This window comes from Planotetraspora sp. A-T 1434 (assembly GCF_025420585.1).
Classification (GTDB): Bacteria; Actinomycetota; Actinomycetes; order Streptosporangiales; family Streptosporangiaceae; genus JAOEGB01.
Genome location: NZ_JAOEGB010000002.1, coordinates 224003 through 244785 on the forward strand (window position 1 = coordinate 224003; position 20783 = coordinate 244785).

General features: G+C 69.7%; 19 protein-coding genes and 1 riboswitch. Of the genes, 10 read left to right on the plus strand and 9 right to left on the minus strand.

What is annotated here, in order from left to right; all coding sequences use genetic code 11:
• Position 1: 1 nt before the first annotated feature.
• Positions 2-499 (minus strand): SigE family RNA polymerase sigma factor, encoded by a 498-nt coding sequence (locus tag N5079_RS04375; protein WP_261582083.1) that lies wholly within the window; start codon positions 497-499, stop codon positions 2-4.
• A gap of 275 nt (positions 500-774) precedes the next feature.
• Positions 775-1662 carry a DUF1707 domain-containing protein gene (locus tag N5079_RS04380; RefSeq protein WP_261582084.1) on the minus strand — a complete coding sequence of 296 codons (888 nt, stop codon included), beginning with the start codon at positions 1660-1662 and terminating at the stop codon, positions 775-777.
• A gap of 79 nt (positions 1663-1741) precedes the next feature.
• Here N5079_RS04380 and N5079_RS04385 point away from each other — a divergent pair, with 79 nt between their 5' ends.
• The 8 genes from N5079_RS04385 to glgX all read left to right on the plus strand — a co-directional run bounded on the left by N5079_RS04385 (position 1742) and on the right by glgX (position 12218).
• Complete coding sequence (locus tag N5079_RS04385; protein ID WP_261582086.1) at positions 1742-3238, plus strand: ankyrin repeat domain-containing protein; 1497 nt, start codon at positions 1742-1744, stop codon at positions 3236-3238.
• Positions 3239-3528: 290 nt separating this feature from the next.
• Positions 3529-5139, plus strand: coding sequence for an isovaleryl-CoA dehydrogenase (locus N5079_RS04390; RefSeq protein WP_261582087.1), 1611 nt, complete (start codon positions 3529-3531; stop codon positions 5137-5139).
• A gap of 79 nt (positions 5140-5218) precedes the next feature.
• Positions 5219-5309, plus strand: a riboswitch (guanidine-I (ykkC/yxkD leader).
• Between the two features lie 46 nt (positions 5310-5355).
• Positions 5356-6477, plus strand: a complete 1122-nt coding sequence (locus N5079_RS04395; protein ID WP_261582088.1) for an agmatinase family protein — start codon at positions 5356-5358, stop codon at positions 6475-6477.
• Positions 6477-7469 (plus strand): ABC transporter substrate-binding protein, encoded by a 993-nt coding sequence (locus tag N5079_RS04400; protein WP_261582089.1) that lies wholly within the window; start codon positions 6477-6479, stop codon positions 7467-7469. Before N5079_RS04395 ends, N5079_RS04400 begins: the two co-directional genes overlap by 1 nt.
• Positions 7470-7596: 127 nt before the next feature.
• Positions 7597-8445 (plus strand): ABC transporter permease, encoded by an 849-nt coding sequence (locus N5079_RS04405; RefSeq protein WP_261582090.1) that lies wholly within the window; start codon positions 7597-7599, stop codon positions 8443-8445.
• Positions 8442-9302, plus strand: coding sequence for an ABC transporter ATP-binding protein (locus N5079_RS04410; protein ID WP_261582091.1), 861 nt, complete (start codon positions 8442-8444; stop codon positions 9300-9302). The genes N5079_RS04405 and N5079_RS04410 overlap by 4 nt, the downstream gene beginning before the upstream one ends.
• 228 nt (positions 9303-9530) lie before the next feature.
• Complete coding sequence (locus N5079_RS04415; protein WP_261582092.1) at positions 9531-9959, plus strand: OsmC family protein; 429 nt, start codon at positions 9531-9533, stop codon at positions 9957-9959.
• Positions 9960-10085: 126 nt separating this feature from the next.
• Complete coding sequence (glgX, locus tag N5079_RS04420; protein WP_261582093.1) at positions 10086-12218, plus strand: glycogen debranching protein GlgX; 2133 nt, start codon at positions 10086-10088, stop codon at positions 12216-12218.
• Between the two features lie 329 nt (positions 12219-12547).
• Here glgX and N5079_RS04425 read toward each other — a convergent pair whose 3' ends face one another.
• The 3 genes from N5079_RS04425 to N5079_RS04435 form a co-directional block, all read right to left on the minus strand.
• The gene (locus tag N5079_RS04425; protein WP_261582094.1) at positions 12548-14023 is read right to left on the minus strand and encodes an aldehyde dehydrogenase family protein; all 1476 of its coding nucleotides are present in this window, start codon (positions 14021-14023) and stop codon (positions 12548-12550) included.
• A gap of 142 nt (positions 14024-14165) precedes the next feature.
• Positions 14166-15242 carry an ATP-dependent DNA ligase gene (locus tag N5079_RS04430; protein WP_315967785.1) on the minus strand — a complete coding sequence of 359 codons (1077 nt, stop codon included), beginning with the start codon at positions 15240-15242 and terminating at the stop codon, positions 14166-14168.
• Between the two features lie 16 nt (positions 15243-15258).
• Positions 15259-15987 carry a pyrimidine reductase family protein gene (locus tag N5079_RS04435; RefSeq protein WP_261582281.1) on the minus strand — a complete coding sequence of 243 codons (729 nt, stop codon included), beginning with the start codon at positions 15985-15987 and terminating at the stop codon, positions 15259-15261.
• Between the two features lie 576 nt (positions 15988-16563).
• Here N5079_RS04435 and N5079_RS04440 point away from each other — a divergent pair.
• Entirely contained in the window at positions 16564-16848 is a 285-nt protein-coding gene (locus N5079_RS04440) for a hypothetical protein (RefSeq protein WP_261582096.1), read from the plus strand.
• A 163-nt stretch (positions 16849-17011) separates the two neighbouring features.
• On the opposite strand, the gene N5079_RS04445 is transcribed toward N5079_RS04440, so the two are convergent.
• The gene (locus tag N5079_RS04445; RefSeq protein WP_261582097.1) at positions 17012-17467 is read right to left on the minus strand and encodes a GNAT family N-acetyltransferase; all 456 of its coding nucleotides are present in this window, start codon (positions 17465-17467) and stop codon (positions 17012-17014) included.
• Positions 17468-17548: 81 nt separating this feature from the next.
• On the minus strand, positions 17549-18553 hold the full coding sequence (ligD, locus tag N5079_RS04450) for a non-homologous end-joining DNA ligase (RefSeq protein ID WP_261582098.1): 1005 nt from the start codon (positions 18551-18553) through the stop codon (positions 17549-17551).
• Between the two features lie 418 nt (positions 18554-18971).
• Between ligD and msrB the strand changes: the two genes are divergently transcribed.
• Positions 18972-19373, plus strand: a complete 402-nt coding sequence (gene msrB / locus N5079_RS04455) for a peptide-methionine (R)-S-oxide reductase MsrB (protein WP_261582099.1) — start codon at positions 18972-18974, stop codon at positions 19371-19373.
• Between the two features lie 18 nt (positions 19374-19391).
• On the opposite strand, the gene N5079_RS04460 is transcribed toward msrB, so the two are convergent.
• Both N5079_RS04460 and N5079_RS04465 read right to left on the minus strand, forming a co-directional pair.
• Positions 19392-19910 carry a hypothetical protein gene (locus N5079_RS04460; RefSeq protein ID WP_261582100.1) on the minus strand — a complete coding sequence of 173 codons (519 nt, stop codon included), beginning with the start codon at positions 19908-19910 and terminating at the stop codon, positions 19392-19394.
• A 231-nt stretch (positions 19911-20141) separates the two neighbouring features.
• Positions 20142-20759: a ribonuclease domain-containing protein gene (locus N5079_RS04465; protein WP_261582101.1), complete on the minus strand. Its 618-nt coding sequence runs from the start codon at positions 20757-20759 to the stop codon at positions 20142-20144.
• Positions 20760-20783 lie beyond the last annotated feature (24 nt).

Here is a 20783-nt window from a genome sequence, read left to right on the forward strand (position 1 = left end):
TCTAGCTCTCCAGGCTCATCGCGGAGCGGGCCGCGGGATCGACACGGAGCTTGGCCAGGGCCCTGCTCGCCTGGCTTCGTACGGTCGCCACCGAGCAGCCGAGGATCTGGCCGATCTCCGGGTCGCCCAGGTCCGCGAAGTAGCGCAGCACGATCACGGCTCGCTGCTTGGGCGGCAGGCACGCGAGGGCCCGCCGTACGGCGTCGCGGGAGCCGAGGAGGTCGGTGCGGTCCTCGGCGGCGGGCTCGGGCAGCGTGGAAGTCGGCACCTCGCCGCGCCAGCGTCTCCGCCACCAGGAGGCGTGGGTGTTGGCCAGCACGCGGTAGACGTAGGGGTCGGGGTTGTCGCCGACCCTGGCCCAGGCGAGCCAGGCCTTGGCCAGCGCGGTCTGCAGCAGGTCCTCGGCCGTCGCCCAGTCGCGGCAGAGGAGGTAGGCCGTCCGCAGCAGGCGAGCCGAGCGCTGCTCGACGTAGCGCTCGAAATCGGCTCGATCGCGCATGCGGCGTCCTCAGTCGTCCGGTGAACCGTCACACCGAGCAGTACGCCCCGGCCCCGTCCGTCCGTTGCATCCCCCGGCGAAGTGGAAACCCTAAACGCATTCTGGGCCTGGTCCCGCGCATGATCACGGGCGCCGTCTCCGCAGGCCGGCGCGTGTCCGCGGGACTCCGCGCATGATCACGACGTGGGGATGCGCAGGCCGGAAGCCACCTCGGGGAAGCCTCGCATGATCACGACGTGGGGATGCGCATGATCACCACCCAAGAGAGAGGGAGGTTACGCGTGATCGCCGAAGTCGCGGCGGGGGTGGCGGGCCTGGCGCCGGATCTCCCGCTCGGCCTGACGCGCCTCACGCCTGATCTCGCGCTCGGCCTGGTGCGACTCGCGCATGAACTGGCGCTGGGCGTCGCGGCCCTCGCGCATCATCTCCCGGCGGGCCTCGCGGCCGTCCTGTACGGCCTGCCAGACGTCGTGGCGCAACTGCTGATGGTCGTAGCCGAGGAGACCGTGGCGCATCTCCTCGCGACGGTCCAACCACCACTCGCTCCACGCGAACCAGGCGCGCTTGATCGGCTCCGCCCGCGAGTCGCCGATGACCTTCACGTCGCCCATCACGACGTACGCCCTGACCCTGACGACGGGAGCGTTGTGCCCGGACGGGGCCTCGACGACCTGGACCTTCTTGTCCCCCATGATCGCCATGCCGGTCAGCTCGACGTCGACGCCGTCCGGGACAATGATCTTGATGTTGCCCATGACGCAGGTGGCCACGATGTCCACCTGATTCGTGCGGACCTCGGCCTGCCGGAGGTCGAGCGTCACGTCTCCCATGACGCAGACCGCGCCGATCTCCTCGTCGATCCGCCACTTTCCCTTGCGGACGGTGTCGCCCATGACCGCGACGATCCACTTGCGGACCCCGCCGCGCATCGCCGGAGCCACGGGCTGCGGGGCGGCGGGCTGAGGGGCGGCGGCCGGAGCGCCGCCGGGCAGATCGGCGGTGATCTGCGCGAGCTCGGCGTGGGTCTGGGCGAGGTAGGCCGCCTCCGTGCGCTCCGTCAACTCCGCGAGGGTGAGCCGCCCCTCGACCGAGGCTTCACGGAGCCTCTCCACCACGGACTCCCGCTCGGCGTCGGAAGCACGCATTCCGCCCGGATCATTCACGCCCTACACGCTATCCCGCCGGGCGGGCCCGCCCAATCCTCCTTGGGAAGGAATCGGCCGCCTGTGTGAGCATGGAGAGGTGACCCGCAAGGAGCTTCTGGACGCGATCGCGCATGGGGACGTGTCCCGGGTGGCGGCGATGCTCCACCCGGACACCCCGCTGAATCCCGTCAACCGGGTCCTGAACCCTGTCCAGGGCACCACGCCGCTCTACCAGGCGGCCGTGGACGGCGCGCACGAGATCGTGCGGCTCCTCCTCGAGTACGGCGCCGACCCGGACCAGGTGAGCGGCGGCGAGTGTGAGGGGCTCCCGCTCTGCGCGGCCGCCTCCTGGGATCACGCGGAGACCGTCCAGGCGCTGCTCGACGGCGGCGCCGACCCGGACGCCAGGGAGGGCGGAGAATGGACGGCGCTCCTGTGGGCGGCGTCCAACGGAAACCTGGCGTCCGCCGACATCCTGCTCGACTCCGGGGCCGGTCCCGACCTCGCCAACGACGACGGCGACACCCCGCTGACCCTGGCGGCGCGGTTCGGGGCGTACGGACTCGTGTGGTCCCTGCTGGAGCACGGCGCGGATCCGGCCCTGCCCGGCTTCGGCGGCGCGACCGCCCTGGAGACCGCCACTCGCTGGGCCGCCGTCGATCTGGAGACCGCCATCCGCGAGGAGGTCACCGCCCAGACCACCGGCGACCACACGGTGATCACGGCCAGGACGCACGCCTCCGACGGCACCCAGCGCGTCACCGTGGAGGCCAGGAACCTTGACGGCGGCGGCTACGGGATCACCCGGCAGTACGGCCATGCGGCCATCGCCACCTCGCTGGAGGTCGCGATGGGAATCCGTCCGTCCGCCCAGGAGCTGCTCAGGCGCGCCCTGCCGTACCGGGCCCTCGACGAGGACGACGAGACCTGGTGGGCGGCCGTGCACGCCCTGCAGCGGCGCCACGACGACGAGACGTTCGAGGCGGCGGCCCGCCTGTGCGACAGCGACGATCCGCTGGAGCGCGAGTTCGGCGTGGACGTGCTGGCCGATTTCGGCTACGACGCCGACAGGAGGCCCTACCGCGAGCGCAGCCTGCCGCTCCTCCAGGACATGTCGGCGCAGGAGGGCGATCCGGCGGTCGTCGAGTCGGTGCTGCACGCGCTCGGCCACCACGCCGACCAGCGGGCCGTGGCCGAGGTGCTGGAGATCGTCAACCGGCCCGGGCGGACTCCGACCGTCAACGACCCCATGGCGCTGGCGGCCGTCCTGCCTCCCGATCATGACGAGGGGCTGGCCACGCTGATCCGGCTGAGCGAGAGCCCCGACGCCGACGTGCGCGACTGGGCCACGATGGGGCTCGCCGGTCTGGCGGCCGACACGCCGCTGATCCGTGACGCGCTCGCCGAACGGCTGGCCGACAGCGACCTCACGACGGTCGCCGAGGCCGCCCAGGGCCTCGCGGCGCGCGGCGACCGGCGGGCGATCGACGGCGTCCACCGCGTGTTGTGCGAGAGTGGGCCCGACCAGGACTACGCCCGCGATCTGGCCCTGGAAGCCGCCCGGGAGCTCGGCCTGGAGATCTCCGGGGCGTGAGCCCTGCCTGGTGACGCCGACCGCCAGGCCGAAGTACGGCGCCGCGAAGCCGATCATGGAGTCACCACCAAGGGCCGTTCGGACCGCCGTCATGGGCCCCGCCTTGGCCGCCGTCATGGCCGCCGTCATGGGCCGCCGTCATGGGCCGCCGTCATGGGCCTCGTCATGGGCCGCTGGGCCTCCTTGCTGGGCCGCGGGCCTTCTTTGGAGCCTCCGTCCGGCGACCCGGCCATTTCTTTCTGCGCCAAAGATGTTGAGATGAATTACGACAATCAGCCAGGAGGCCCTCAGTGACCCACGACGTGATCAACCAGGTACCCCCGCTGATCGGGCACGACGTCTCAGGTGACCGCGCGCTGCTCGACGGGATGGCCCGGGAGGGCGCGGACTGGGCCACGGGAGAGCTCCGCCAGCTGGGTCTGCTGGCCGGATCGGCGAAGGCGCAGGAGTGGGGGCGCCTCGCCAACGAGAACCCGCCGGTGCTGCGGACGCACGACCGTTACGGCCACCGGATCGACGAGGTCGAGTTCCACCCGGCCTGGCACGAGCTGATGGCCGTCGCGGTCGAGAGCGGCATGCACGCGTCGCCGTGGACCGCTCGCCGGCCCGGCGCGCATGTGGCGCGGGCGGCCAAGTTCTTCACCTGGTCCCAGGTCGAGGCCGGGCACGGATGCCCGATCTCGATGACGTACGCCGCCGTGGCCGCCCTCCGGCACTCCCCCGCGCTCAGGTCGGAGTGGGAGCCGCTGCTCGCCTCGCGCACCTATGACTTCGGGCTCCGGCCCGCCCACGAGAAGCGCGGGGTGCTCGCCGGGATGGCGATGACCGAGAAGCAGGGCGGCTCGGACGTCCGCGCCAACACCACCCGGGCGGAGCCGCTCGCCGACGGGAGCTTCGCCCTGACCGGGCACAAGTGGTTCAACTCCGCCCCCATGTGCGATGTGTTCCTCGTGCTGGCCCAGGCTCCCGGCGGCCTGTCGTGCTTCCTGCTGCCGCGCGTGCTGCCGGACGGCTCCCGCAACGCGATTCGGCTGGTCCGGCTCAAGGAGAAGCTGGGCAACCGGTCGAACGCCTCCGCCGAGGTGGAGTACGACGGCGCCGTGGCGTACCTCGTCGGCGAGGAGGGCCGGGGCGTGCGGACGATCATCGAGATGGTCAACATGACCCGGCTCGACTGCGTGATCGGGTCCGCCGCCGGCATGCGGTACGGCGTGGCCCAGGCGCTCCACCACGCCCGGCACCGCAAGGCCTTCGGCAGGGAGCTGATCGACCAGCCGCTGATGCGCAACGTGCTGGCCGATCTGGCGTTGGAGTCCGAGGCGGCGACCACGCTGATGCTGCGCCTGGCCGGGGCGACCGACCGGGCGGTGCGCGGTGATGCCGCCGAGGGCCTGTTCCGCCGTACGGCTCTCGCCGCCTCGAAGTACTGGGTGTGCAAGCGAGCCCCCGTCCACGCGGCCGAGTCGCTGGAGTGCCTGGGCGGCAACGGGTACGTCGAGGAGTCGCAGATGCCCAGGCTGTTCCGGGAGTCGCCGCTGAACGGCATCTGGGAGGGCTCGGGCAACGTGGCCGCGCTCGACCTGATGCGGGCGCTCGCGCGGGAGCCCGAGGCGCTGGAGGCGTTCTTCGCCGAGGTGGCGCTGGCCGGCGACCCCCGCGTGAGCGAGGCGTCCGAACGGGTGCTGAAGACCGTCGCCTCCGCCGGTGAGTCCGACGCCCGCCGCGTCGCCGAGGAGATGGCCGTCGTCCTCCAGGCGTCCCTGCTCGTACGGCACGCGCCCCCGGCCGTGTCCGACGCGTTCTGCGCCTCCCGCCTCTCCGGCGACTGGGGCCGGGCGTTCGGCACCCTGCCAGCCGGTCTGGAGCTGGACGCCGTCATCGAGCGGGCCGCCTTCCTGTAGCCGGTCACGGGACAGCTACATGCAGTTAATCAATCGGAAACAGGACGCCGGTGTCATGAAGGGGACCCACCGGACGACGGTGGGGCGCACCTAGGGTTCCGTTCGGCTGGTCCGAGAGGTGCAGGCGGCTCGCGTGAGCCGTTCCACGGCGGGACAAAAGCCCGGGAGGCAAGCCATTGCCTCTGCGCATGAGGCTTTCCCCTTTGAGGAGCATCCGTGGGACACCTCCACCACAACTACGGCCCCGAGGCGAGATACGCCGTCGAGCGCGAGGCCGAGCTGCCCACCACCATGCACCAGCGTGAGATCGAGCGCGGCCTGGAGCTGGGCCTGCAGGGGGCCGACTCGATCGTCGACCGGACGATCCCGACGTTCTCGCGGGGCGAGTTGCCGCACTTCGCCGGGATCAACACCTTCCTCAAAGCTCCGTACGTCGAGGACGTTCGGCGCTGCGGAGAGTACGACGTGGCCGTGCTCGGGGCGCCCTTCGACGGCGGCACGACCTACCGCTCGGGGACCCGGTTCGGGCCGCAGGGCATCCGCAAGATCTCCGCTCTCTACGGCCCGTACAGCTTCGAGCTGGGCGTGGACCTCCGGGAGTCCATCACCATCTGCGATCTGGGCGACATCTTCACGATCCCGGCGAACATCGAGAAGACCTTCGACCAGATCAGCAAGGGCGTCTCGCACGTCTACGAGAGCGGCGCCTTCCCGGTGATCCTGGGCGGCGACCACTCGATCGGCTACCCGACCGTCCGGGGCATCGCCGAGCACCATTCCGGAAATATCGGGATCATTCACTTCGATCGGCACGTCGACACCCAGGAGACGGACCTCGACGAGCGGATGCACACGACGCCGTGGTTCCACGCCACGGACATCCCGAACGTGCCGGCCAAGAACCTCGTCCAGATCGGCATCGGCGGCTGGCAGGCCCCTCGTCCCGGCGTGAAGGTCGGCCGGGAGCGCGGGACGACCATCATGACGGTCACCGACTGCGTCGAGATGGGCATCGAGGCCGCCGCCGAGCGGGCCCTGGAGGTCGCCTGGGACGGCGCCGAGGCCGTCTGGCTGTCGTTCGACGTGGACTGCCTCGACGCCGCCTTCGTGCCGGGCACCGGATGGCCCGAGCCCGGCGGCTTCCTCCCTCGCGAGGTGCTCAAGTTCATCCAGCTCATCGCCGACGCCCGGCCGCTCGCCGGGATCGAGGTCGTCGAGTGCTCCCCGCCGTACGACAACGCGGACATCACCTCGCTCATCGCCACCCGCGTGATCTGCGACACCCTCGGGTGCCTCGTTCGCGCGGGTCACCTCCCCAAGAAGAAGGGGGTGGCGTGATGCCACGCCGTTTACCGCTTGTCGTCTCCGCAGTCCTGCTGGTCTCCGTCGTCACCGCCTGCACCTCGCCCCAGAAGGCCGGGACGTCGCCCTCCGGTGGCGGGACAAAGATCACGCTCGGCTTCAGCGCCTGGCCCGGCTGGCTCCCCTGGCAGGTCGCCGAGGAGGAGGGCCTGTTCAAGAAGAACGGCGTGGACGTCGAGCTGAAGTATTTCGACAGCTACACCGACTCGCTGAACGCGCTGGCCACCGGGAAGATCGACGCCAACAGCCAGACGCTGAACGACACGCTCGCGTCGGTCGCCGGTGGCGCGAAGCAGAGCATCGTGCTGGTCAACGACAACTCGACCGGCAACGACCAGATCATCGCCCGCCCCGGCATCTCCTCTCTCGCCGGCCTGAAGGGCAAGACGGTCGCGGCGGAGCAGGGGACGGTGGACCACTACCTGCTCCTGCTGGCGCTTGAGAAGGCGGGGCTGACCGAGGCCGACGTCAAGTTCCAGCCGCTGGCGACCGACGCCGCCGCGGCGGCCTTCGTTTCCGGCCAGGTGGACGCCGTGGGCGTGTTCGCGCCGTTCACCACCACCGCGCTGAAGTTGAAGGGCAGCCGGGCCATCGCCACCTCGGCCGACTTCCCGGGGGCCATCCCGGACCATCTGGTGGTCACCCGTGACCTGATCGGCCGGGACGCCAAAGCCGTACAGGCCCTGGTGAAGACCTGGTTCGACACGACCGCGTGGATCGCCGCGAACCGGCCGAAGGCCATGGAGATCATGGCGAAGCGGGGCGGGGTCAACGTTCCCGACTACGAGTCGTACGACAAGGGCACGACGATCTTCTCGCTGGAGCAGAACCGGCAGGCCTTCGGCGGCGACCTGGCGAACCAGGCGAAGCGGATCTCGGACTTCCTGGTCTCCACGAAGCTGGTGGACTCCGCGCCGCCCCTGGACGGCCTCATCGCCCCCCAGTTCGTCCAGGCGGTCCAGCCATGACCCGCCCCCTCCGCCGTGATCATGCACGGGTTCCCAGGGACCCGTCCTCACCTGCCCCCTCCCCCGGCGTGATCATGCACGGATTCCCGGTCACGCCCTCCCACCAGGCGTCGCGCGGATGGTGATCATGCAATCGACATCGGAGACCACGATCGCGCCACCCGGCGCTCGCCCCGCGGCCACCGCGCCGCCCCCGGCCCGCGTCAAGCTCCTCACCACCTCCGTGTCCTCGCGTACGGCGTGGCTCCTGCGGGCGCTGTCGATCCTCGGCCCGCTGGCCGCGTGGTGGGCGCTGAGCGCGGGGGGCGTGGTGGATCCCACGTTCCTCCCGTCGCCCTCGGCGGTCTGGACGGCCGGCGTGACCATGGCGCAGAGCGGCGACCTGCCGTCCGACCTGCTGGCGAGCCTCGGCCGGATCGGCGCCGGCTTCGGCCTGGCCGTGCTCATCTCGGTGCCCGTGGGGTTCGCCATGGGGACGCTGGGGTGGGCCCAGCCGCTGTTCGAACCGGTCATCGGGATCCTGCGCTACCTGCCGGCCTCGGCGTTCATTCCCCTGCTGATCATCTGGCTGGGCATCGGGGAGCCGTCCAAGATCGCGCTGCTCGTCCTCGGGGTGGTGTTCTTCAACACGCTGATGACCGCCGACGCCGTACGGCAGGTGCCGTACCGGCTGCTGGAGGTCTCGGCGACGCTCGGGGCGTCGCGTCTCAGGGTGGCCTCGCGGGTGGTCCTGCCGTACGCGCTGCCCGGGATCATCGACGCCATGCGGGTCAACGCGGCCGCCGCGTGGAACTTCGTGGTGGTCGCGGAACTGGTCGCGGCCACCTCGGGCCTCGGCTACCGGATCACGCGGGCGCAGCGGTTCCTGCAGACCGACCGGATCTTCGCGATCCTCGTCGTCATCGGGCTGATCGGGCTCACCATCGACATCGCGCTCCGGCTGCTGCGCTCCCGCGTGGGGAGGTGGACGCGGTGACATCCGCTGCCATGGCCGGGCTCCGGATCGAAAGCCTGAGCAAGGAGTTCACGGCCGGCAGGCCGGTGCTCCAGGACGTCGACCTGGCGGTCGCCCCGGGCGAGTTCGTCTGCGTCGTCGGGGCGAGCGGATCGGGCAAGTCGACGCTGCTGTGCCTCATCGCCGGCCTCTCCCGGCCCACGGCCGGGCGGGTGCTGCTGGACGGCCACGAGGTCGCCGGGCCGGGTCCGGACCGCGGCATGGTGTTCCAGACCGCCTCCCTGTTCCCCTGGCGGAACGTGGCGCACAACGTGGCGTTCGGCCTGGAGGCGCTGGGCGTGCCCCGCGGGCGGCGCCAGGAGCGCGTCCGGTGGCTGCTGGACGAGGTCGGCCTCGGTCACCTCGCGACGGCGCTCCCCGGCCGCCTCTCCGGCGGGCAGCAGCAGCGGGTGTCGATCGCCCGGGCGCTCGCCTGCTCCCCCCGCGTCCTGCTGCTCGACGAGCCGTTCGGGGCGCTGGACGTGCAGACCAAGGAGGACATGCAGCTGTTCATCCGGCAGGTGTGGCAGGACGTCGGCACGGACCCGCTGACGGCCCCGCTGACGGACCCGGAGGCGCCGCACGCGCCCGCGGACCCGGCCCACCGTTCCACGATCGTCATGGTGACCCACGACGTCGAGGAGGCCGTGTTCCTGGGGCAGCGGGTGCTCGTGCTGTCCAGCGACCCCGGCCGGATAAGTCAGGACATAGCGGTTAACCTGCCGGAGCCGCGGTCGCTGGAGATGAAGCGCTCCCCCGAGTTCCTCGAGCTCAAGGCCACCGTGGAGGACCTGGTCCGGGCCGAACACCGCGCCCACCAGGCCCGTACGGCATTGTGATCGCGCCGTCCAGTCATGATCACGTACGGCACAGCCGCAGGCTGGCAAGGTGTTCGGGAAAGTGCGCATGATCACGGCGTGGGGGTGAGCGGGTCCCGAGGCATGCGCGGGAACCCGTGCATGATCACGGCGGTGGAGAGGGGGGGACGGGATGCCGGTGCCTCTTCCAGTAGGGCGGCGGCGTTAAGGTCGCTGATGGATAAGACTCTCGACTGAAGGGATATCGCCATGGCGACCACCCGTACCGCGACGACCCAGTGGAAGGGCGCGCTCCTCGACGGCTCCGGCACCGTCTCGCTGGACACCTCCGGCGTCGGCACCTTCGACGTCTCCTGGCCGTCGCGAGCCGAGCAGGCGAACGGCAAGACGAGCCCGGAGGAGCTCATCGCCGCGGCTCACTCGTCGTGCTTCTCGATGGCCCTGTCGCACGGCCTGGCCCAGGCCGGGACGCCGCCGCAGTCCATCGAGACCAAGGCCGACGTGACCTTCCAGCCCGGTGAGGGCATCACCGGGATCGTCCTGTCGGTCCGCGGTCAGGTGCCCGGCATCTCCGCCGAGGACTTCCAGCAGGCGGCCCAGACGGCCAAGGCCAACTGCCCGGTCAGCAAGGCCCTGGCCGGCACGACCATCACGCTGAACGCCGAGCTCGTCGGCTGAACGACCACGAAGGCCCCCGTCCGGACCATTCCCACCGTTCCGGTCGGGGGCTCTCACTTCTCCCGCCCGTTACGGGCGAATCTTCCTTGGTGCGCGATTGGCCGCGGGAGAGGAGAATGAGGTTACATGCGTGAAGTTTGGCCTGGAGAGCCGTACCCGCTCGGCGCTACCTGGGATGGCGTGGGCACCAGTTTCTCGGTGTTCTCGGAGGTGGCCGAGCGGGTCGAGCTGTGCCTTTTCGACGACGACGGCGGGGAGACCCGCGTCGACCTGCCGGAGGTCGACGGTTTCGTCTGGCACGGCTACCTGCCGGGGATCATGCCCGGCCAGCGGTACGGCTTCCGCGTCCACGGGCCGTTCGAGCCCGGGCACGGGCACCGCTGCAACCCCTCCAAGCTGCTCCTCGACCCGTACGGCAAGGCGATCGAGGGCTCGGTGCGGTGGAACGAGTCGCTGTTCTCCTACCATTTCGCCGACCCGGGCCGGCTCAACACGGCCGACTCGGCGGCCTACATGCCGAAGAACGTGGTGGTCAACCCCTTCTTCGAGTGGGGCAACGACCGCCCGCCGCGCACGCCGTACCACGAGACCGTGATCTACGAGGCGCACGTGCGGGGCCTGACGATGCGGCACCCACAGGTGCCCGAGGAGCAGCGCGGCACCTACGCGGGCCTCGCCCATCCCGCCGTGATCGAGCACCTCCAGTCGATCGGCGTGACGGCGGTCGAGCTCATGCCGGTCCACCAGTTCGTGCCCGAGCACGCCATGGTGGCGCGCGGCCTGACGAACTACTGGGGCTACAACACCATCGCCTACCTGGCGCCGCACAACGCGTACTCCAGCGCGGGGCAGCGCGGCGAGCAGGTCCAGGAGTTCAAGGCGATGGTCCGGGCGCTGCACGAGGCGGGGATCGAGGTGATCCTCGACGTCGTCTACAACCACACGGCCGAGGGCGACCACATGGGCCCGACCCTCGGCTTCCGGGGGCTCGACAACGTCGCCTACTACCGCCTGCACGACGAGGACAGGCGCTACTACCTCGACTACACCGGCTGCGGCAACTCGCTCAACGTCCGCTCGCCGCACGCGCTCCAGCTGATCATGGACTCGCTGCGCTACTGGGTCCTCGACATGCACGTGGACGGCTTCCGCTTCGACCTCGCCGCGGCGCTGGCCCGCGAGCTGCACGACGTGGACCGATTGAGCGCGTTCTTCGACCTCATCCAGCAGGACCCGATCATCTCCCAGGTCAAGCTGATCGCCGAGCCGTGGGACGTCGGCCCCGGCGGCTACCAGGTCGGCAATTTCCCCCCGTTGTGGACGGAGTGGAACGGGAAGTACCGCGACGCGGTGCGGGACTTCTGGCGGGGCGGCTCCCGGACCATGCCCGAGTTCGCCTCGCGACTGACCGGTTCGAGCGACCTCTACGCCACGAGCGGCCGCCGGCCGGTGGCGTCCATCAACTTCGTCACCTGCCACGACGGCTTCACGCTGACCGACCTGGTGTCCTACAACCGCAAGCACAACGAGGCCAACGGCGAGGGCAACCGCGACGGCAGCGACGACAACCGGTCGTGGAACTGCGGCGCCGAGGGCCCCGTCGAGGATCCCGGCATCGTACGGCTCCGCAGGCGGCAGCGCCGCAACTTCCTCGCCACGCTCTTCGTATCCCAGGGCGTCCCGATGATGCTCGCGGGAGACGAGTTCGGCCGGACCCAGCACGGCAACAACAACGCCTACTGCCAGGACAACGACGTCTCCTGGGTCGACTGGTCGCTGGTCAGGCAGGAGGGCGACCTGCTGGAGTTCGTCCGGACCCTGGCCGGGCTGCGGCGCGAGCACCCGGTCTTCCGCAGGCGCCGGTTCTTCCACGGCCGCAAGGTCCAGGACGGCACCCGCGACATCGTGTGGCTGACCCCGTCGGGCCAGGAGATGGGCGACTCCGACTGGCACCCGGCCTACGCCAACTCGCTCGCGGTCTTCGTGAACGGCGACGCCATCAGCGAGCCCGGTCAGCGCGGAGAGAAGATCACGGACGACTCTTTCCTGCTGCTGATCAACGCCCATCACGAGAACCTGGCGTTCACCCTCCCCGGGCCGGAGTTCGGGCCGAGCTGGCGGCTGGTCCTCGACACGGCCGACGAGGGGCCGCGCGACGACCCGTACTCCGAGGACATATGGACGGCGGGCGCCAAGATCTCGGTGACCGACAGGTCCCTCCAGATCCTCCGCTGCGAGCCCACCCCCAACCCCGCGTGATCATGCACAGGTTCCCGAGGAATGCCTCTGACCTGCGAAGCAGCCATTCGTGATCATGCACGGCTTCCCCCGCCCCCTTGCTGACCTGCGTACAGCCTGGGCGTGATCAAGCATTTACCAGCTGTGCATGATCACACATACGCATTCCCAGGACCGGCTGTGCATGATCACACACACGCATTCCCAGCTCAGGCGTGGTCACCGGGAACCCGTACATGATCACCGTCCCGCGGACCAGGAACTCTAGGAATCCGCGCATGATCACGCACCCCATATGCGCAGGTCCGGGATGGTCCCCGGGAACGTGTGCATGATCACGGCGGAGGGGGTTAGGTCTGGATGATGGCCGCCTTCTCGCGCGTGTAGGCGAGGACGGCGTCGTGGCCGTAGCCGCTGTCCTTCACACCCCCGAAGGGCAGCCCTGGAGGCATCTGGCGGAAGGTGTTCACCCACACCGTGCCGCTCTGCAGGTCCCGGATGAAGCGCTGTGCCCGCCCCAGATCGCGGGTCCACAGCCCGGCGGCCAGGCCGTACGGCGAGTCGTTGGCGATGGCGAGCGCCTCGTCGTCGGTCTCGAACGGCAGGGCCACGGCGACCGGCCCGAAGATCTCCTCCTGGCAGACCCGCAGGGAGTTGTCGGCCGTCGTGAGGAGCGTCGGCTCGACCCAGTAGCCGCCCGGCATCGAGGGCACGACCTCGGCTCCCGACCGGCCGCCGAAGACGCGCTCGGCCCCCTCCTTCTCGGCGATCTCCAGGTATCCGGTGACCCGTTCGAACTGCCCCTCGGACACGATCGGGCCCATCGTGGTGGCCATGTCGAGGGGGTCGGCGAGCGTCACGTCGCCGGCGATGGCCGCGATCCGGCCGATCATCTCGTCCCAGACCGAGCGGTGGATCAGGATCCGGGATCCGGCGACGCAGACCTGTCCCGCGTTGCCGGTGAAGATCGAGTTGACCGTGACGCCCTGCGCGGCGGCGTCCAGGTCGGCGTCCGGAAAGACGATGTTGGGCGATTTGCCGCCGAGCTCGAACGTCAGCGGCTTCAGCGCGTCCGCCGACGCGCGGGTGATGACCTGGCCGGTCTGGGTCGAGCCGGTGAGGCTGATCTTGTTGACGCCGCGGTGCCGCACGAGCGTGTCGCCCACCTCCTCGCCGAGGCCGCTGACGATGTTGAGGACGCCCGGGGGCAGCACGCCGGCCAGTAGCTCGCCCAGCCGCAGCACGGACGCGGACGCCTGCTCGGCCGGCTTGATGATGACCGTGTTCCCCGCCGCCAGCGCGTACGCCGCCTTGGCGGAGAACGTCGAGATCGGCGAGTTCCACGGGATGATCCCCAGCACCACGCCGTACGGCTCCCGCCGGGTGAAGCCCCACGAGTCGGGGCCGAGGATGACGCTCTCCCCCTTGACGGCGTCGATGACCTCGCCGGCGGCGATCTGCCACAGGTAGGTCATCCCCGGCAGGTCTCTATTCAGAGTGTCGCGGATGATCCGCCCGTTGTCCCGTGTCTCGATCCTGGCCAGCTCCTCCGCGTGCCGGGTGAAGACGTCGGCCACCGCGCGCAGGAAGTGGGCGCGGCCGAGCGCGGGCATCCCCGCCCACCCCGTAAGGGCCTCGCGGGCGGCGAACACCGCCGCGTCGGCGTCGGGGGCCCCGCTCGCCGGGACGCGGGCCCACACCTCGCCGGTCGCCGGGTTGACCGAGTCGAGCGTGCGCCCGTCCGCGGCGGCCACCAGCTCGCCGCCGATGAGATTGCGGAACTCCGTGATAGCCCCGGTGATGCTCCCGGTGATGCTTTCGGACATGCCACACTCCCGCGTCAGCCGTACGGAACGAGACCGTTACCAGCACCAAGCGTACGCTTGCTCGGGTCGCGAGGCCATCCGGGACCTGTCCGGGCTATGGGCCTATCCGGAGCTATCCGGGCCTATCCGGACCTATCCGGGCCTATCGCCGCAGGATGTCGTCGATCTCGAAGACGACGGGCCTTTCGAGCTGCTCGTAGGTGCAGGACTCCGGCGTGCGGTCCGGCCGCCAGCGCCGGAACTGGGCGGTGTGCCGGAACCGGTCGCCCTCCATGTGGTCGTAGGCGACCTCGATGACCCGCTCGGGCCGGAGCGGGATGAAAGACAGGTCCTTCTTGGCGTTCCACCGCGACACCGCCCCCGGCAGGCGCTGGCCGTCCGACCCGCCCGCCGCGAACTCGGCCCACGAGCCCCAGGGGTGCTCGCTCAGGTCCTCCATCCGGTACGGCGCGAGCTCCTCAACGAGCTCCTCCCGCCGCTTCATCGGAAACGACGCGGCCACACCCACGTGGTGCAGGCGGCCGTCGTCCGAGTACAGCCCGAGCAGCAGCGAGCCCACGATCGGGCCGGTCTTGTGCTCGCGGTAGCCCGCGACGACGCAGTCGGCCGTCCGCTCGTGCTTGACCTTGAACATCACCCGCTTGTCCGGCGTGTACGGAAGCTCCCCCGGCTTGACGATGATCCCGTCGAGCCCGGCGCCCTCGAACATGTCGAACCATTCGGCCGCCTGCCGCTCGTCCTGGGTGACGGGTGTGAGCCGTACGGAGCCGCCCGCCTTGACGACGATCTCCTCCAGGCGCGCCCGCCGCTCGGAGAAAGGCGTCTCCATGAGGTCCTGGTCCCCGAGCGCGAGCAGGTCGAAGGCCACGAACGACGCCGGGGTCTGCTCGGAGAGGAGCTTCACCCGCGAGGCCGCCGGGTGGATGCGCTGCTGAAGGACGTCGAAGTTGAGCGACTGCCCCCCGATGACGACGATCTCGCCGTCCACGACGCACCGCGGCGGGAGCTCGTTCCTGACCGCCTCCACCAGCTCGGGGAAGTAGCGCGTGAACGGCCGCTCGTTGCGGCTGCCCAGGTAGACCTCGTCGCCGTCGCGGAACACGATGCAGCGGAAGCCGTCCCACTTGGGCTCGTAGTAGAGCGAGCCGTCCTGGGGCGGCATGCCCTTGACCGCCTTGGCCAGCATCGGCGCGACGGGCGGCTGGACCGGCAGGTTCAGCCCGATAGGAAGGGGCTCAGGCGGAAGGTTCATCGCCCACCTCTCTGACATATCTGCAGAAGAGGAAGCCATCCTCTTCGAGGACCTGTGCGAGCACCATCGGGCTCGGCGACGCCACGCCGTTCAGGATGCGGGCGGCGTCGCCGCCGACCAGTTGCGGGCTGATCGTGAGGCAGAGCTCGTCGACCAGCCCGGCGGCGGCGAGCTGGGCGTTGATCCGCGGGCCGCCCTCGCACAGGATCCCGCTCAGCCCGCGCTCGCGCAGCTCCCGCACGGCTGTCGCCATGTCGACCCGGTCGTCCCCCGCGATGATCACCCTGGCGTTCCTGGCCGCCTCCTCACGGCGGTCCTTCGGCGCCGACTCCGTCGTGATGACGATCGTCCGCGCGTACGGCTCGGCCTCTGTGAACAGCGGACTCCCGAGGTCGAGGTCCAGCCGCCGGGTGATGACGGCGATCGGCGGCGCGGGCGTCCGCCCCGCCCGCATGGCGAGCCAGGACTCGCGCGGGCGGGCCGGGCCGTACCCCTCGGTGCGGACGGTGGCCGCGCCGGCGACCACCACGTCCGCGAGGCCGCGCAGGACTCCGAAGATCCGCTTGTCCGCCTTACTGGAGAGGCCGCCGGACAGCCCCTTGAGCCACGCCGCGCCGTCGGCGCTGGTCACCATGTTCAGCCGCAGCCACTCCTGGCGCGGCGGGGTGTAGGCGGCGACGAGATCGGGCTCGTCCTGGACGTCGGGATGCATGCGGCGCACGCCCTCTACAGTGGCACACCGCCCCGACAAACCCGCCGCGCGGGCAAGCTCGGAGCTCAGATCCGAGGAGGCAGGCTGCCGTCAAGCACGCCTGCTTTCCGATCGAGTACCTCCTGAACGCGGGTGAAACCGTTCAATACACCGGGCTGCCTTTGGAAAGATTTTCTTGACCACGTTGAGAAGGGTCTCCAAGTCGGCGGCAAGGTGACGTTGATGAATCGGCTCACAGTGCGCGATACGGTTCCGAAGCAACCGAATATGGAACACGTCCCCATGAAGCGGTCCCGGAACGCCCGAATGCCCCAGAAAGGCATGGCGGAGAACGGGCCGCCAAAGATGCGACTCATAATTATGGCGCCTGCCCAGCAAATGCGACCAAAATCCGAGGGACAGCGCGGCTACGACGTCGTCGGGACCAGGTGTCGGGCTCCGGTGACTTGACGCCGAAGCCTCCACTGGCCGTCAGATAAGGGCTCAGCCTCCCGGGAGAGATCACATCCGCGATGCGCTTCTCGACCCATGCCAAAAGTCTGGGCGGCCTTACCCGAAGTAGTACATCATCGGGCTATGGCGAAAATCTTGGCAGGGATCGGCACAATCCTCCTGATAGCAGGCCTGCTGACCGGCTACATCCCGGTGTCGTACGGGGTCACGTGCGGGTCGGCGTTCCTGGAAAGCCCAGAGGGCTCCGCAGCCACACAAGCCTGTGACGGCCTTCGCAGCGTGGTCCGCGTCCCCGCATTGGTCTTTCTGGCCATCGCCGTCATTCTCTTGCTCGCCGCCCTAATTGAGTTCTTGCGAAGCCCCGCTGGCGGCGAGCGCGGACCAAAGGAAGCCCCAGCCAAGAGTTGAACAGCGAGAGAGCCCTGCCATAGGGCCGGGCCACGTGACTGATTACCTCCAGGTCTCTACGACAGCGGGCAGCCGGCTACGCCTGGTGCGTCGGCCGTGGTAACCGCGGTGGCGATGTCCCGGCGATGTCCCGGCGATGCCGCCCCGGCCTCCGCAGGATCTTTCAGAGGGCTCGCGTCATGAACACGCTGTGTGGGTCGGGTCGATAATCGGCGAAGGGCTCGCAGTAGCCGAACCCGAATTTCTCATACAGCTTCCTGGCGGGCAGGAAGAACTCGGCTCCGCCGGTCTCGAGGCTCAGCCGAGTGAAGCCCATGCGCCTGGCTTCGGTGATGATGTGCTCCAGCAGCAAGGACGCGACCCCGCTTCGCTTGCGCGTCGACGCGGTGCGCATCGACTTCAGCTCGGCGTGACCGGCGTCCAGCCTCTTGATCGCACCACAGCCCACCAGGGTGTCGCCGTCTATGACCGACCAAAACGTGACCTCGGGCTGACGAAGCCCGTCGAGATCCAGAGCGTGCTTGCTCTCCAGGGGAGTGATGGACCGCATCTCCCGGATGTGCTCTTCAAGGAGCGTGGCGATCTCGGAGCCGGACAGGTCGTCAACGACGATTTTCATCGGTGCTCGCTTCTCTCCAGGGATTTTGGGCAATGCGGACTTCAGGTCAGGCTACTCAGGCGTCATGCGGCCACGGTTGTATCACTCGCTGCCAGATGGCCTTGCCTTGGACGGTTGGACGCGCTTGGGCTCGCCGGGCATCTTGGGGTAGTTCGGCGGGTACGGCATGTCGCCCCGGCCGTCAGCCTCGTACCACTCCAGGAGCGTGTCGATGGTGAACGCCTGGTCGTCGATCGCCTGGTGGACGTCGCCCAGCTTGGCGAACCGCTCCGGCATGGTCCTGATGTCGAAGTCGCGGGGGTCGCAACCGGCGAGCTCGTCCCAGGTCACCGGCGCCGAGACCAGGGCGTCCGGCCGGGCGCGGACCGAGTAGGCGGCGACCACCGTGCGGTCCCTGGCGTTCTGGTTGTAGTCGATGAAGACCTTCTCGCCCCGCTCCTCCTTCCACCAGGCCGTCGTCGCGAGGTCGGGCAGGCGCCGCTCCACCTCACGGGCGAAGGCGATCGCGGCGTACCGCACCTCGGTGAAGGTCCAGCGGGGCGCGATGCGGACGTTGACGTGGATGCCGCGGTTGCCGGAGGTCTTCGGGAAGCCCTCCATGCCGAGCTCGGCGAGCATCTCCCGGGCGGCGAAGGCCACCTTCCTGGCCTCGTCGAAACCGGTGCCCGGCTGCGGGTCGATGTCGATGCGCAACTCGTCGGGGTGGTCGAGGTCGGGCCGGCGCGCGGGCCAGGGGTGGAAGTCGATCGTGCCGAGGTTCGCGCACCAGGCGAGCGCGGCGACCTCCGTCGGGCAGAAGGCGTCGGCCGAGCGCCCGCTGGGGAACGTCACCGTGACGGTCTCGATCCAGTCGGGGTGCTTGGGCATCCGCTTCTGGTAGATCGCCTCCGATTCGACGCCGTCCGGGTGCCGCTTGAGGTAGGTCGGCCGGTCCCGGACGGCGCGGAGCGCGCCCTCCCCGACGCTCACGTAGTACTCCACCAGGTCCCGCTTGGTGGCCCCGATGGCGGGGAAGTAGATTTTGTCCGGGTTGGTGACCTTGACGGTGCGCCCGTTGACGTCGAGTTCGATGTACGGCGAAGCCATGGTTCGGACACTACCCGGGAAGAGGGGGTCCGTCCCGGGCTGCCAACGGCGGCCGGACCGGGAGCTCCCGCGAGCTCTCCCGCTTTCGTGGCGCGGAGCTCGGGTCGCGGAACGCGCGGCGCGCGTGACGCGCTCGCTGCGATCGCGACGGGACGGACCACAACGGGCCACCCGTGGGGCGGCATCCTCTTGCCGCCCGGCGGCGCCCAGCACGGGTAGGGCGCGTCGCCGCCATGACGGCGGGACGGGCTGCCTTCCCCCTCAGGGAGGACGATCAGCCCCCTCATCAGTGAAGACGCCAAAAGAACGGCGAAAGGATGCTTCGCCCGAAAGAACTCTTGCGGGAAGATCCCCCGGGTCCATGTGGTTCTCAGTACGTAATCCCCGAGAGGGGCCGCCACGCTTAGGCTGGTGAACCATGGACAAGGTCATCAAGAGCGACGCCGAGTGGCGGGCGCAGTTGTCGCCCGAGGAGTTCCGCGTCCTCCGGCAGGCGGGGACCGAGCGCCCCTTCAGCGGCGAGTACGTCGACACCAAGACGGTGGGCGTCTACTCCTGTCGCGCCTGCGGCGCCGAACTGTTCCGCTCGGACACGAAGTTCGACTCGCACTGCGGATGGCCGTCGTTCTTCGAGCCGTCGAAGTCCGAGGCCGTGACGCTCCTGGAGGACGACTCGCTCGGCATGAGGCGGGTGGAGGTCCGCTGCGCCCGGTGCGACTCGCACCTCGGGCACGTCTTCCACGGTGAGGGCTACCCCACTCCCACCGACGACCGGTACTGCATCAACTCCGTCTCCCTGACCCTGGAGCCCGCCGGGTAGGACGGGCTCACGGAGTGATCACTTCGGCTTGGGCGCGCTGACCCGGCAGTCGGTGTCGTCCGGGCCGAGGATGTTCGCGAGCACCGGGTTCCCGTTCTCGCCGAACTCGGCCTGGACGAAGACCACGGGGTTCGGCTCCCCCTGCTCGGACAGGTACTCCAGCCCGCGCTTGCACAGCGTGATGGCGGACTTGGAGTTGCCCGCGTCCTCCGGCAGGCTCGTGTAGATCCGCAGGTATCGGCCCGTCGTCCGGATGTCCCGCACCTTGGCGGCCGGCCCGTCCTTCCACTTGCCGCGGAAGTAGGCCACCGCCTTGTTGTCGGTGTACTTCGACGGGCCCGATGCCTTCTTCGCGGCCTTCTCCGTCTTCTCTCCGGTGTCCACGCTGGCCACGGTCAGCTCGCCCGCCGGGCTGCTCGACGGCACGGGCGCGAAAGCCGTACCCGCCGGGGCCGCGGAGCCCGGATGGGTCAGCTGACCGGCGACCACCAGCGCCCCCGCCGTGAAGGCCGCGACCCCCAGAGAAACCTCAACCACTCGTGCCCTGGCCCGCCTTTTCCGGCGGCGCCCCCTGGAACGTGCCAGACCCGTCGACACCATGCCTCACTCGAACGCGGAGATCCCGTCACAGTATGGCAAAGACATGGCGATCACACGACCGTTTCCGACATTCCGCGCAAGATAGCCCATCGATGTCCCGTTAGAAGGGGAAATCTTCCCTGCTCCCGGCACTGCCGCGATAAGTCGACAGAGACCTCAACAGGGATCTCAGTACAGCCGGCGGAAGGTCCCGTAGTGATCGGTGGTGTACCAGGTGGAGTACCTCCCGGCCCAATCGCGGTGGTGGAGATCGACGACGATCCGGTAGGCGTCTCTATGGGCGTTCCGCGGGCGGCTGTGCATGTCGTACTCGTAGTACGCAGGGCGATCGTAAGCCCCTCCCGGCGGGAGCAGCCCTTCACGGTTCCGGAACGCGCCCCCGGAGTTCCAGTAGCCGTGTCCGACCGCCCACACATGCCGGTACTTCGGAAATCCCAGGGCGGCCGCCCAGCCGTACGCGCGGATCGCGTCATCGCGGCCGTCGCTCCGGGTAACCGGCACGAACGCGGTCCCCGGTGTGGCCCCGCCCCGCGCGACGGCCTGCGCGACGGCCTGCGCGGGCACCGGCATGGGCACCGGAGTGGGCACCGGCATGAGGGTGGCCGCCTGTACGGCCGCCGCCCCGCCGAGCGTGCCCGTGATCAGAGCCGTCACGAGAGCCGTCACGAGAGCCGTCACGGGTCCGAGCACGAGCGTGAGCATCCGACTGAGCACCTGGCTGAGCACCTGGCTGGGCACCCGGCTGGGCACGAGCTTCAGCGTGAGGACGATTCGCCTGCGCCGCATTCCGTTCCTTCCGTCCGGCGGCAG